General features: G+C 36.0%; 11 protein-coding genes and 2 pseudogenes. 11 read left to right on the top strand and 2 right to left on the bottom strand.

Annotated features, from left to right (window positions below):
- Positions 1–33 precede the first annotated feature (33 nt).
- From JCM9152_RS05605 to JCM9152_RS05635, 7 genes and pseudogenes are all read left to right on the top strand, one after another.
- The gene (locus JCM9152_RS05605) at positions 34–453 is read left to right on the top strand and encodes a hypothetical protein (protein WP_035342024.1); all 420 of its coding nucleotides are present in this window, start codon (positions 34–36) and stop codon (positions 451–453) included.
- 61 nt (positions 454–514) lie between these two features.
- Positions 515–1,998: pseudogene (locus tag JCM9152_RS05610) on the top strand (alpha-N-arabinofuranosidase).
- Between the two features lie 248 nt (positions 1,999–2,246).
- Positions 2,247–2,639, top strand: coding sequence for a hypothetical protein (locus tag JCM9152_RS05615; protein WP_035341868.1), 393 nt, complete (start codon positions 2,247–2,249; stop codon positions 2,637–2,639).
- A gap of 1 nt (position 2,640) precedes the next feature.
- On the top strand, positions 2,641–5,052 hold the full coding sequence (locus JCM9152_RS05620; RefSeq protein ID WP_035341871.1) for a sensor domain-containing phosphodiesterase: 2,412 nt from the start codon (positions 2,641–2,643) through the stop codon (positions 5,050–5,052).
- A 344-nt stretch (positions 5,053–5,396) separates the two neighbouring features.
- Complete coding sequence (sufU, locus tag JCM9152_RS05625) at positions 5,397–5,819, top strand: Fe-S cluster assembly sulfur transfer protein SufU (protein WP_035341874.1); 423 nt, start codon at positions 5,397–5,399, stop codon at positions 5,817–5,819.
- A 15-nt stretch (positions 5,820–5,834) separates the two neighbouring features.
- Positions 5,835–6,761 carry a CobW family GTP-binding protein gene (locus JCM9152_RS05630; protein WP_035341877.1) on the top strand — a complete coding sequence of 309 codons (927 nt, stop codon included), beginning with the start codon at positions 5,835–5,837 and terminating at the stop codon, positions 6,759–6,761.
- Between the two features lie 42 nt (positions 6,762–6,803).
- Entirely contained in the window at positions 6,804–7,190 is a 387-nt protein-coding gene (locus JCM9152_RS05635) for a (2Fe-2S) ferredoxin domain-containing protein (RefSeq protein WP_035341880.1), read from the top strand.
- 389 nt (positions 7,191–7,579) lie between these two features.
- Here the strand turns inward: JCM9152_RS05635 and JCM9152_RS05640 are convergent, their stop codons facing one another.
- Positions 7,580–8,761, bottom strand: coding sequence for a GTP-binding protein (locus tag JCM9152_RS05640; protein ID WP_035341883.1), 1,182 nt, complete (start codon positions 8,759–8,761; stop codon positions 7,580–7,582).
- Between the two features lie 160 nt (positions 8,762–8,921).
- Between JCM9152_RS05640 and JCM9152_RS05645 the strand changes: the two genes are divergently transcribed.
- Complete coding sequence (locus JCM9152_RS05645) at positions 8,922–10,127, top strand: GTP-binding protein (protein ID WP_035341885.1); 1,206 nt, start codon at positions 8,922–8,924, stop codon at positions 10,125–10,127.
- Positions 10,128–10,140: 13 nt separating this feature from the next.
- Positions 10,141–10,541, top strand: a pseudogene (dcd, locus tag JCM9152_RS05650) (dCTP deaminase); the annotation flags it as partial.
- Positions 10,542–10,578: 37 nt separating this feature from the next.
- Here dcd and JCM9152_RS24275 read toward each other — a convergent pair.
- Entirely contained in the window at positions 10,579–10,710 is a 132-nt protein-coding gene (locus tag JCM9152_RS24275) for a hypothetical protein (RefSeq protein WP_439644193.1), read from the bottom strand.
- Positions 10,711–11,008: 298 nt separating this feature from the next.
- Here JCM9152_RS24275 and JCM9152_RS05655 point away from each other — a divergent pair, with 298 nt between their 5' ends.
- Both JCM9152_RS05655 and JCM9152_RS05660 read left to right on the top strand, forming a co-directional pair.
- Positions 11,009–13,048, top strand: coding sequence for a methyl-accepting chemotaxis protein (locus tag JCM9152_RS05655; RefSeq protein WP_035341888.1), 2,040 nt, complete (start codon positions 11,009–11,011; stop codon positions 13,046–13,048).
- A gap of 117 nt (positions 13,049–13,165) precedes the next feature.
- Entirely contained in the window at positions 13,166–14,416 is a 1,251-nt protein-coding gene (locus tag JCM9152_RS05660; RefSeq protein ID WP_052015641.1) for an MFS transporter, read from the top strand.
- Positions 14,417–14,532: the final 116 nt, after the last annotated feature.

The raw sequence follows: 14,532 nt of genomic DNA on the forward strand, positions 1-14,532 counted from the left end.
ACTGCAAAGGACTGATTACTATTGGGTGCTAGTGTGAAAGTAAGTAGAAAGCTAGAACGATCCTTTATCATCATTGGTGCAGCATGGAACCTTGTGATTGCGCTCGTTACGATGTTTCAATATTATACATGGTTTCAACGAGAAGGAGCCCTCAAACTAGAAGAGACAGATATGAATACGATGATCGCAGGATCGCAAATGGTGAATAATGTTTTACAAGTGATCCTAATCTATTCTTTATTTCTCTTTGTTGGTGCAATTGTAAATTTCTTAATTGCTGTTAAATTACAGGATGACGAAATTCAATATAAAGTATTGATATGGATAGGTGTTTGGGCTGCTATCATGCTTACGATGACGGATATTATTGCCTTTGCCTTGTATTCCATTGCCTTTGTTATGTATGTAGCAAAGAATAAAGCGATTAGATTAGCTCATACGAACCCCCATTAGTAGCGTTAATGATATTGTACGTACAAAAGAAGATAAAACAAATAGGATGGAGGGAGACATGATGACAAACAAAGTCATTATTAATACAGATGTTTCAAAGGGAAAGATTAATAAAAATATTTATGGGCACTTTGCTGAGCACCTCGGTAGATGTATTTATGAGGGGTTTTGGGTCGGCGAAGATTCGAATATCGAGAATACAAATGGAATTAGAAATGATGTGGTAGAAGCATTAAAAAACATTAACATTCCAGTTCTCCGTTGGCCGGGAGGGTGTTTTGCTGATGAATATCATTGGAAGGATGGAGTAGGTCCAAGAGCAGATCGAAAGAGAATGGTTAATACGCACTGGGGCGGGGTCGTTGAAAATAATCATTTTGGTACACATGAATTTATGATGTTATGTGAGATGTTAGGAGCAGAACCGTATATTTGTGGAAACGTAGGTAGTGGAACAGTTCAAGAAATGTCAGAGTGGGTTGAATATATGACCTTTGATGGCGAATCACCGATGGCGAATTGGAGAAACGAAAATGGTCGTAAAGAGCCATGGTCATTAACATATTTCGGTGTAGGTAATGAAAATTGGGGTTGTGGTGGAAACATGCGCCCTGAGTTTTATGCTGATTTATATCGTCAATTTCAGACGTATGTACGTAATTACGGCGATAACAAAATTTATAAAATTGCCGGTGGTGCTAATGTTGATGATTACCGTTGGACGGAGGTACTTATGCGTGAAGCCGCTCATTTAATGGATGGATTAAGTCTACATTATTATGTTCATCCTCACGGCTTTTGGAATAAAGGCTCGGCATTAGATGCTCGTGAAGAGGAATGGTTTATTACGATGAAGAAGGCTCTTCATATGGATGAGTTGATTTCTAAACATTCAACGATTATGGATAAGTATGATCCAGATAAGCGAGTTGGAATGATTATTGATGAGTGGGGAACATGGTTTGATGTTGAACCAGGTACAAATCCTGATTTTTATATCAGCAAAATACGATTCGTGATGCATTAGTTGCCGGGTTGCATTTTAACATTTTTCACGAACATAGTGACCGAGTTCAAATGGCTAATATAGCTCAAACGGTTAATGTTCTTCAGGCAATGGTATTAACTGAAGGCGAAAAGATGATCTTAACGCCGACTTATCACGTGTTTGAAATGTACAAAGTTCATCAAGATGCCGAAAAGTTAGATTTATCGATTGAAACCGATACGTATCGACTAAATGATGAGGATTTACCATCAGTCAGTGCAACAGCTTCAAAGGATGTGAATGGAAAGATTCATCTTAGCCTCTGTAACTTGAATCCAAATGAACAATCAAAGGTTACAGTTGAATTACGAGGGATAACAGGTGTTGAAGCTATTGAAGGGCGTGTATTAACAGCTGATGAGAGAAATGCTCATAATACTTTTAATAACCCTGAAAATGTAAAGCCAGTTGCGTTTGAAGGTTACGAGTTGAGTGGTGACCAATTAACAGTTACGTTACCGAATATGGCAGTTGTAGCTTTAACAATCGATTGTTGAAACTAAGAATATAGTTTAATATGCTGATCATAAAGCCACTGAAAAGATACGATGTCTTTTTCAGTGGCTTTACGCTTTTAAATTTTATATCGTATTTTTTCATTATTATAATTATTTTAACTCTTTTTACCTATTAAAAAACATTACAATGAGGTAGAATATAGTAAAAATATAGGTTTATTTGACTAAATTGAATGAATGTATGGTCACTGGTATATTAAAAATGAATAAGAAAAGGGAGGGGAACAATGAGCTCTTCTAGAAAATCTGCCTTGAAATTAAGTGGAACTTTTTTTATTATTTCATTTTTGTGGATATACTTTTCTGATTTAGCCGTTACTAGAGTAATAAATTCAACTGAATTTATTCAGCTATTTCAAACGATCAAGGGAATTCTCTTTATTACGATTACAAGTTATATTTTGTATGTCATCACCTACAAGGATTTGAATCAATTAGAAGGCAAAATCCATTCGATTACAAAGCATCGACAATTATTATCGCAATCTGAAAGGACATATCGAAGGCTGAATGACGGAAATTTCGATACCATTTGTATGATTAATCAAGATGGGCTTATTTCTTCTGCGAATAAGCAGGCGGAAGAATTTTTACAGTTACCGAAAAATAAAAAAAGTTAACTTGTTTGAACTCTTCAGTTATGATGAGGAAAAGCAATCAATCATTGAATGTATTCAACAGCAGCAAACATCTTCGCAGTATTTTAAACAGATGACTATTTCTTTAAATCATGAGGAGAAAAAGGTCGACATTAATGTCATTCCAATTGATGGCCACGACAATGTAGCGTTTTTCATCGTTATGAAAGATATGACATCTTTACTCCAAACTAAACAACTATTCGAATATCAATCGTATATTCTTCAACGTTTCTTACAATCAACAGAGTTAAATGAAGCACTTCGCAATGTTGTTACTATACTAGAGCAGAAATCAGACTGTATGTATTCCATTATGATCTATGATCAAAAGAGTGAATCTTTAAGCTATGCAGCAGGACAATCAATTCCAAATGTATTCGTACAGATGGTAGATGGAATTAAAATAGGGAGAACTATAGGGACATGTGGTCCGGCGATTCTTGATAAGAAAACAGTCATTAGTGAAAATATTGAACAGTGTTCGAACTGGGAGAAATTTAAGACAATTGCATTGGAATGTAACATTAAATCATGTTGGTCTACACCTATCCTATTGTCAAATGGAGAAGTGATTGGTACCTTTGTCGCGTACCATTCCATTGTAGCTAAACCTACTACGTTTGATTACCGTTTTATGGAATCCGTCGCAGGTGTGATAGGAATGGGGATGTCTTACTTTAATAATATGCAAAATACGTTGAAACGCGAGCGTGCTCAAGAGCTTTTGGCTGAACAAACATCTGATTTTATGTGTATCATCAATCATGATTATACGATCTCATATCAAACGTCCGCTTCACATTTATTCTTTCCATTTGAATTGGAGACATTGTGTGATTTGACAGCTGCGATGACTCAAGAGGAAAGGAAGCAGTTAAAAGAAATAATCGATCAAATGTTTTCTGGTCTATTAACTCATAGGGACATGCTTTTTACAAAAAGAAATGATGGGAGAAATCATATTTATCGTATTCATTTAAGTGCAATGCAAATCGAAAGCGTGATTCAAGGGATTGTGGTTTCATTACAAAATGTTACGGAAGAAATGGAGTTAAAGGATTATGTTGAACAGTTGACCTCCACGGATGCGTTAACGAAATTACCAAACCGTAAGAAATTACAATCTTACTTGAGAGAGTTAACGAGACAGAAAGCCTCGTTTTATATTGCGCTCTTAGACTGCTTGAAATTGAGTCGAATTAATGAGTCGTATGGTCATCAAATTGGAGATGAATTTCTTGTTCAATTATCTACATATTTATTGAATTTAGAGAATGAACGTATTCGAGTGTTTCGTTCAAGTGGAGATGAATTTTACCTTGTCATTAAAGCAGAAGATGAATTAACGGTCAGAAGCTATTTAAATAAAGTCATTGCCTTTTTTGCAAATACATCGGTTGTTCGAACACAAACGTTACATATGAATTGTAATATAGGAGTGGTTCAATATAAAGGGGAATCATTAACGGTAGAAGAGCTATTTAAACGTTGTGAAACTACATTAGCATATGCAAAGAGACATGGTGCTAATATGTTGGTGTTTTATCATGACCAAATGAAAAGCTCTTATGAAGAGATTATGATTGAAACAGAACTTTATCATGCTATTGAAAAAGAAGAGCTTACCTTATACTATCAACCATTAGTGAGCGTCCATACTCGTGAAGTAATGTCAGTTGAAGCGCTTATACGTTGGAGCCATTCAAAAATGGGATTCATTCCACCTGATCAATTTATTCCAATTGCTGAGGAAAATGGATTTATCCGAGTATTAGGTGATTGGATTATAGAGCAAGTATGTAAGCAGTTATGGCAGTGGGATCAAGAAGGATTTGTAATGCCGAAAGTTTCGATTAATCTATCATATGAACAATTAAAGTCAGATGATTTCGTCTCACGCGTTTTTACTCACTTAAAAACGTATAACATAAGCGGAAAACGTTTAGCTTTTGAAGTGACAGAACGTATACTAGTCGAAGTTTCAGCTGAGACGATGCAGAAGGTTCATGCAATAAGGGAAGCTGGTATTACATTAGCCGTCGATGACTTTGGAGTAGGTTATTCTTCACTTTCATATATTGAGCGATTCCCTGTTGACACAATCAAATTAGATAAAGTGTTTGTGAATGAGATTCCAATACCTGATAAAAAGCTAGCGATCATTAAAGCGGTATTTCATTTATGTGAGCTGTTAAATATTCAAATTGTTGTTGAAGGAATTGAATCAATTGAACAACTTAACCAAATTCCGATTCATTTGGAGGCATCTATACAAGGGTATTTCTTTGCTAAACCGCAAACAGCATCGGAATTAATGAAAAATATGAATGAGATTAAACAACTTGTTTATCTTGCTGCTTCTAAATTAGAAGAAAGGGAATATAGATATTAAAGGTAGTTTTGTCCGTTTAAGGTTGATTTTTATCAAGATACTATCATTTTACCACTTCTCATCATAAGAGATCTCAAATAACCATCCACATGATATTCTTTCAGTTGGATGGTTATTCTATTTATTGTTTACATGTAGTTGGACCATTTGAGTGCAGGTCATGAATGGGATAATGGCTATGGTTTTGATAAATATCGAGATTAGACAGGGGTCAGTAAGCGGTTGTCTTTTATTTTATTATTAAAGAAAAGAACGTTCTCTTATTCCATTTGCTAAATTCGAAATAATCCTATAAACTATTAACTAAATCGTAATAATTACGATTTAAGGAAAGGAGAGATAAAATGCTTAGTGACCTTTACCGAAAAGTGGTAATGGATCATGCGAGGTATAGGAGAAACTATGGACAGCTCACAGATTCAACAGTCAGACACATCCATTATAAGAATCCAACTTGTGGTGATGTCATCACACTTTATATTCAAATTAAACAAGAAACCGTTGAAAATGTAGCCTTTGAAGGGGAAGGATGCAGTATTAGTATGGCATCTTCATCAATGATGACTGAGTTAATTAAAGGTAAGCAGTTAAATACGGTATATGCACTAATGAATGAGTTTGAAGTATTAATCAAAAAAGGGGAAAGAGAAAACCGTGAGCTCGATTTAGGAGATGCAGAGTCGTTAGAGGGGGTTCATAAATTACGGGCACGTCATAATTGTGCATTAATGAGTTGGCAAGCTTTAAATAAAGTATTACGGCAATAAGGAAGTGGAAGATACTTGAAAAATAAAACGGAACTCATTATATTAACGGGATTTTTAGGAAGTGGAAAAAGTACATTGTTACAGCGATTATTGCAAAAAGAACAGCAAATAGGAAGACGTATTGCTGTGATTATGAATGAAATAGGGAAGGTGAGTGTGGATTCAGCTAGTATCCCTGAAAAAACCCCTATAAGAGAATTGTTAAATGGATGTATATGCTGCTCCATTCAAGGAGACCTTACTGTGCAAATAAAAGGTTTAATAGAACAGTATGAGTTAGATGCGATTTATATTGAAGCAACAGGAGTAGCTCATCCGTTAGAAATTATGAATGCGTGTACCCATATGCAGCTTATAGGAGCTTCCTACTTGAAGTCTGTTATTACAACTGTTCATGCTAAGCAGTGGTTTGAGAAAAAAATGTCTATCAAACTGAAAAAACTGATGACAGAGCAAATACGCTTTGCTGATTTGATCATTATTAATCATATTGATGGAGTTGATTCAAGCATCATAAGAGAAGTAGAAGCAGAAATAAAACAATTCAATGAAAATGCGCATTTTTATGTTACTTCTTTTGCTTCTATTCAACTGGTTACAAATGAACTAGATAAACAGAAAGATCGTTTGACCTATGAAGCAGAATTTGATGCCCATATTCATCACAGTCTACACATCAGAACGGTAAACTTACCAATTCTCTCAACGGTGGAAAGAGTGGCTTTTACAAATTGGTTATGTCAAAAAGATCAGCTGTATCGAGCGAAAGGTTTTGTTCAATTGAACGAGACACCAGGTATGTTTCTTTTTAACCTTTCCTATGGTGAAGTTGTTTTTGAACGTTTAAAAAAAGTAAACAAGCAACAACCAATTCTTGTTTTAATTGGTGAACGGTTAGAAAAGGAAGTAATTGAAAGCGAATTAAGCAGTATATATGCTTGAACGGTGGTATAGAGAAGGGAATAAAGGAATAGGAGGATGAAAATGGCAACATGGAATTTGTCAGAAACGACGCATCATATTTTAATTTGTAATGGAAGTAGCTGCAATAAAGCTGGTGCAGAATCGTTAACGTCAGCGATACGAAGAGAGATAACGAATCAGGATGTAAATAACACTATTCATACGACAAGAACATTGTGTAACGGAAGGTGCCATGATAAGTGCGTTGTGATTGAATATCCACATGGCCGTTGGTATAAAGAGATGACGGATGCAAACGCTTATGCTTTTGTACAATCTATTGTTGAGAATAAACCGCTAAGTGAGAAGATCAGCCACATGTATGAAGAGACGTTTGTCCGTACAAATGGTACTGTTAAGGGTGTTACAAAAACAGAAGAAGTTGTTAATAAAGTTTCAAAGCTTTGATTTGATTCTAGAGACTGAGTAAAGAGGCTTGGACAAAAGTGCAATAAAGAGAGACCGAACGAATATAATAGAGGTGCAAATGAACCACTCCTGAAATATACTTCTCTTCACGCGGGAAGCTGCCTGAGTCTCCTCATGCTACGCAAGGGCACTGAATAAGTTTGGTTTTCACTTTTTGGTGACCTTCATTTCATCCCACAGAAGTCTGTGTATGTTTCTTCTACTATATTTTCTGAATGCTCGGATTCTCAGCTAAACACTTTTGTTATGTCCAAGCCTCTACTCAAAAGATGTAGCGGTTACGCCAAAAAGGATTATTTTTATTGTGGATATACCATTTGTTTATAGACTAACGATGTTCTTGATAACAAAGAAGCAGTACGAAGCTTTTAAGCTTCTACAAACTCTGGTAATGGATCATAGAATGATGACCAGTCTAAGTTCATTTCCTCGTCAGTTAATGTACACAAATCAAGCGACTGTTTAACTGCTTCATGATCCATATCGACACCGATGAGGACAAGCTCTGTTAACCGATCTCCGAAAGTAGGGTCCCATTTTTGTTGGAGTTCTACTTCTTCAGCTAGGGTTTTCTCGCGTTCTTCATCGCTATAGGCCGCAACCCATTCTCCCGCACCTTGTAAAGTTACGGTAGATCCAGTTTGAGAAATAAGACCTGCGATAGAGTTTCTCGTCGCTACCCAAATAAACCCTTTTGCTCGAACGACATCCTCAGGCCATTGCTCTAACCACGACATAAACCGTTCTGGGTGAAAAGGGCGCCGTTTCCGATAAACAAAGGAGGAAATTCCATACTCCTCAGTTTCTGGGATATGCTCTTCATTTAACTCTTTGATCCACCCTGCTGCTTGGCTTGACTTATCGAAGTCAAATTTACCAGTGTGTAGTACTTCTTGTAAGTCTACTTCTGAATAGGAGGTTGGAATAATAGTCGCATCAGCGTTTAATTTTTTCATGAAATCAATGATCTCTCCTTTGTCAATGTCGTTTAACGTTTCAATGTGATTAACAAGTATAACGTTAGCAAATTCAATTTGATCAATGAGCAAATCAGAGATATCACGTGTGTCATTTTCATCGGTTGCTTGTTGACGATCTAAAAGTGTTTCTCCAGAAGCGTAGTCCTCCCAAAATTGAGCGGCATTTACGACTGTTACCATCGTATCTAATTGACATTTATTCGTTAAATCGATATTAAACTCCTCATCTATATAAGTAAAAGTTTGTGCAACAGGGATCGGCTCACTTATCCCCGATGATTCAATGACAATATAATCAATTCCTCCCTCATCAATAATTCGTTCTACTTCTTTCATTAAATCTTCGCGTAGTGTACAGCAAATACAGCCGTTTTGTAATTCGACCAACTTTTCATCTGTTCGTGAAAAACGTTGATTTTTTACTAACGTAGCGTCAATATTGATTTCGCTCATATCATTTACAATGACAGCTACTTTTAATCCTTGACGATTTTTTAGTATATGTGTAAGTAATGTTGTTTTTCCTGCACCTAAATAACCGCTTAAAACTGTTATCGGGATTTTCTTCATAGTGAGTGCCTCCTAGTAGTTAAATAGTAATTATTACGATTTAAATTGTAGACGTAATTGTTTGAATTGTAAATAGATAAGAAAAAAGTTTTGACAATAGCTATATAATTAAGGTAAGGTTATGTAAATAGTAATGATTACGATTTACAAGGAGGGAAATATGGAAAAGCAAATTCCAGTAACGGTACTAAGTGGATATTTAGGTTCTGGCAAGACAACTTTGTTAAATCATTTGTTGAGCAATCGTGATGGATTAAAAATTGCCTTTATTGTTAATGACATGAGTGAAGTGAATATTGATGCTGATTTAGTACGCCAAGGTGGTGGACTATCACGAACCGATGAGAAGCTAGTAGAAATGTCGAATGGTTGTATTTGCTGCACGTTACGCGAGGATTTATTAATGGAGGTAGAACGTTTAGCGAAAGCAGGGGATATTGATTATATTGTGATTGAGTCGACTGGTATCAGTGAGCCAACACCTGTTGCTCAAACGTTTTCTTACATAGATGAAGAATTAAATATTGATTTGTCTACCTATTGTCGCTTAGATACTATGGTGACCGTAGTAGATGCAAATCGATTTTGGCATGATTTTCATTCAGGGGAAAGATTGCTTGATCGAAAAGAAGCGGCTGGAGAAGACGATACACGAGAGATTGCTGACTTGTTAATAGAACAAATTGAATTTTGTGATGTGCTTATTTTAAATAAATGTGATCTAGTTAATGAAGAAGATTTAGACAAGCTTGAATCGGTATTAAGAACATTACAACCTAAAGCGAAAATGATACGAACAGAACATTCGAAGGTGGATCCAAAAGAGATCTTAAATACATATTCATTTAATTTTCAAGAAGCAAGTCAATCGGCTGGCTGGATTCGCGAGTTGACACAAGGTCACAAACATCATACACCAGAAACAGAAGAGTACGGTATATCTTCATTTGTTTATCGAAGTCGTTTGCCATTTCATTCGGAACGATTTCAACACTATATGAGTCAACTTCCTCATAATATTGTGCGAGCGAAAGGCATTGCATGGTGTGCGACGCAAAATGACCTTGCTTTACTCGTTTCTCAAGCTGGTCCTGCTGTTTCTATTGAACCTGTCTCTTATTGGGTTGCTAGCTTACCGAAAGCTGAAAGGGAGAGAATTCTATTAGATAATCCACACATTGTTGAAGAGTGGGATCAAGTGTATGGAGACCGACATACGAAGTTAGTCTTTATCGGAACTGATTTAGATCCGGATGAAATTACGAGAGAAGTCGATCAGTGTTTATTAACAGATTCTGAACTGGAGATGGATTGGAGCACCTTTGAAAACCCATTTAATTGGGATATACAACGGGCACACTCATAAGGAGTGAGAGGATTTGATTTTATCAGGTAAAAGTATTCAAGAAAGGTGGGAGAAAAGAGAAATATCTATCTCTCCCTTTGAACGTACAAGTCAAATTCAACCTGCATCGGTTGATTTAAGGTTAGGAAATGAGTTTAAAATCGTTGATCAGGATCAAGTTGAATTATTGAAAATGGATCAGCCTTCAATATATAAAAATGTAGAGGTGATACGTAATCGTATTGTTATACCACCTCACTCGTTTATGCTTGCGACAACACTAGAAACCATTACACTCCCCAATCATTTGACAGCATTTGTAGAAGGAAGAAGTTCTATTGGAAGATTAGGGTTATTTATTCAAAATGCTGGTTGGTCGACCCGGGATTCTCTGGTCAGATTACGTTGGAATTGTACAATTCGAATCAAGTGCCAATTGAGGTGCAGGTTGGTCGGAGAATTTGTCAACTTGTCATAGCGGAATTGGACGAAACGACTTTCCCATATAAGGGGAAGTATACTCGACAATCAGGAGCAATGGTAAGCAAAATTTATCTGGACGTTGAGTAAGAGGGGGTGTCTCCAAAGGTTCTTGTGTGGCCATTGGAGATAACCTCCTCTTATTTTTGTATTCGGAATATAAGCTAACTGGTTTGGGAATCGTGTAAATCGTTTGTTAAGGTATTTAAGAAGCCCAATTTTCTATTATTATAGGACTATTGAAGTGTAAAATAAATAATTAATGAATATTAAAGGATAAATAAAATGGGTAAATAGGTATATGCTTTGTAAGCAATAAGAAGATATCTAAAAAATATACTGAAAATATTAAAAAAATACTATACATAAATGAGATAATATTCCTACAATAAAGATTGAACTGAACATGTGGAGGGATTTTTTTGTCAATTAAAGTAAAATTAATGATTTTATTTACCTCGCTCATAGTATTTATTGCAGTTGGAGTTGGGGGACTTTCGATTTGGAATAGCTCAAATACGATTGAAGGTGAAGCCGAGTTAAATCTTTCAAGTGTGGCAGTTGAAAGTGCCACTTTAGTTAATGCAACCTTAAAGCAGCACACGAACTTTTTAGAAGCTTTAGCAGAGAATCCAATCATTACAAATGAAGAAGATCGGATAGGGTATTTTAATGAAATAGCAAATAAATATGAATATATTGACTTTTCATTTGCAGGCTCATCAGGTCAAGTTGAATCTTTAACGAATCATAGTGAATGGACGGATGTAAGTGGGGAAGCTTTTTTTGAAAGAGCGCTATCAGGTGAGCCGGCTACATCTGACGTTTTTTTAAGTGTAGAAAACCAAGCTCCTCTTGTATCATATGCCGTTCCTGTCTATGAAAATAATCAAATTTCTGGTGTGTTAATAGGTACAAAGGATGCTAGTCACTTAACTGATATTATTTATGAGATTAAATACGGGAACTACGAATCGACGCGAGGATTTATTGCGAACAAGGCTGGAACATTTCAAGCACATCCAGAATATATGTTAGTCGAGTGGCAATTAAATTTAATTGATATGGCTAATATGAGAGAAATGGTTGAACAAGGCTTTATTGCTGAAGAGGAAGCTGATTTTTCAGTTGAACCTTTAGGTCAATTGTTCGAGCAAAGAATTAGTCAAGGTGAAGTAGGCTTCGGTGAACATTCCTTTGACGGTATTCGTACATTAGTTGGCTATGCCCCTGTCACAGGAACGGATTGGGTCATTGTTGTGGAGGTAGATGATCATGAGATCTTCCAATCTTTAAATGAATTGGTTATTTCATTAATTATCTTTATCGTCATTTTTATTACCATTGGTGTGGTGAGTACATATTGGGTTAGTCATTCAATGAGTAAACCAATTAAAGCTGTAACGACTGAATTAAATAAACTGGCCAATTTTGATTTACAATCTAATGATGCACTTCAAAAGTTCGAGAAAAGAAAAGACGAAATTGGCAAAATGATTGCTGCGCTAAGCAAGATGCAATTAAATTTTGTTGACTTAATTAAGGCTTCTAGAACGCTTTCTGGAAAAGTATTAACTTCTTCTGAGATTCTGACAGAAAGAAGTCAGCTTACAGAAAGAGCCTCGACTGAAGTATCACAAGCGATTGATGGTATTGCTTCTGGAGCAGTGGAACAAGCGGAGGATACAGAAAAAGGATCAAGTCAAATGCAAGAATTAAGCGATCATATGAATAACAATTTGAAGCAACTGATTGTATTAACGAAGGCGATCGAAGAGGTGACTTCGTTAAAGGAGCATGGTGAAAAGAATTTACATGAATTAATGGACAAAACAGAGGCTAACTCTAAATCGATCCAAGATATAAAAGAAATTATCGTCAATACGGATGAGAGCGCGGAGAAAATTGAAGCAGCGAGTCATATGATTCGGAGTATTTCAGAACAGACCAATTTACTTGCATTAAATGCTGCGATTGAGGCAGCTCGTGCAGGGGAAGCTGGAAAAGGTTTTGCTGTTGTAGCCGATGAGGTTCGAAAGCTTGCCGAACAGTCCAATACGTTTACAGAAGAGATTGTTCAGATTATTCAAGAGTTAATTAGTAAAACAGATCACGCTGTTTCGACAGTTGGATTAGTAGAAGAGCATGCTGTTATTCAAACTAAAAGCATAGAAGAAACGCGTCAACAATTTGGTGAGATGGCTAATGTCATCGAGAATATGCAAAACTCAGCTAATCAAATTACGAACTCTAGTGATCAAATGCAGATGAAAAAAGAAGAAATAATAGGTTTAATTAACAATCTATCGGCGATTTCAGAGGAAAATGCAGCAACGACAGAAGAAGCTACGGCTTCAGTAGATGAACAAACTTCATCGATAAAAGAAATTGCCCGAGCAAGTGAAGAGTTAGCAAAGCTAGCAACAGAAATGACTAAAAGTATTGAACAGTTCAAAATTTAAATTGCAATAGACCATAGGAGAAGATAGCTTCTTTTTCTATGGTCTTATTCATTTCTACATATCCAATAACATGGTATAATATAAAGTATGCGTTTTCATAAAAAGGAGAAAGTTCTATTGATACAATCAAGTTCACCATTAAACCTTCATGAAGAGAGCCGGTCACAAGCACTAGCAACGAAAAAAGATCATGTTATATTTTTATGTGTGATTTTTTGTTTTTGGTTTTGTACATATGTATATATTCCGGTATTTTCTCTTTATTTAGAATCGATTCACTTTACTTATTCAATGATTGGAATCATATTAGGAAGTTATGGACTAACACAAATCTTATTACGTTTTCCACTAGGTGTGCTTTCTGATAAGCTTTTTGGTATTCGTAAGCATCTATTGACTTTTGGTTTTTTAGCTGGGATTGCAAGTGGTCTATTTCTTTTATTCTCTGAATCATTTATTGCGATTTTCATTGCACGCTTATTAGCTGGAGTGACGGCGGCAATGTGGGTAATGGCTACCGTTTTATACTCTCATTATGTGAAAGAGCAATTTGCATCTAAAGCGATGAGTCGTGTTCAATTTTTAACCGTGTTTGCTCAATTTATTAGTATGATGATAAGCGGCTATCTCGTCTATTATTTCGGTTGGAAGGCACCGTTTTTGGTGGCAACAGTGGCTGCTGTTGTCGGAACAATTCTCGTGCTTCAAGTGAAAGATTTCTCAGTAAGAAGGGAGAATGCCTTGCCACTAAGTTATTATTTGAAACAAACGTTTCGAATAAGAGGGCTACTTTTCATTACATTTCTTTCATTAGGAGCACATTCTATATTGTTTATTACGATTTTTGGATTTTCACCGATGTATGTTTCACAGTTAACAGAATCGTCATATGCTGTGACGGTGTTAGTGTGTGCTTTCTTCATACCGCATGCTCTGGCAGCTATTTGGCTCATGTTTCGAACGATTAAACAGCAAAGTCAAATAAAAATCTTAATTATCAGTTTTATGCTTACAGCTTTATTTGCTTTACTTGTTCCATTTGTTCAGTCGTGGATATTTGTTGTGCTTTTGCATGCTGGCTTGGGGGTGTCGCTTGGCTTTATTTTTCCGTTACTTCTAGCGATGGTCATTCAAGTAAGTGATGCAAGTTTGAAAAATTCAGCAATGGGCTTTTACCAATCTTTTTATGCGTTAGGCATAATGGGTGGGCCACTTCTAGCAGGAGAACTTGCTGAATTAACGAATCTGTTAAGTATATTCTATCTTTGTGGGATTATGGCTGTCATTTGCACTATTGTTGTGGTAGTGATTCAGAATAGTCGTGTTGTTTATAAGAAGAGGGAGGTTAAAGAGGCTAAAGAACAGTGACATTCGGATGTAAGGCTCTTTAATTGTCTACCAAAAAATAATGAAAGATAAACGTGTGTTCTATCATTATTTGCCCTGCTTCAAATAAAAGCTAATCAAATTGATTTTTGGAGGAG

The sequence above is a fragment of the Halalkalibacter hemicellulosilyticusJCM 9152 genome, from assembly GCF_000513115.1.
Taxonomy (GTDB): Bacteria; Bacillota; Bacilli; order Bacillales; family Bacillaceae_D; genus Halalkalibacter; species Halalkalibacter hemicellulosilyticus.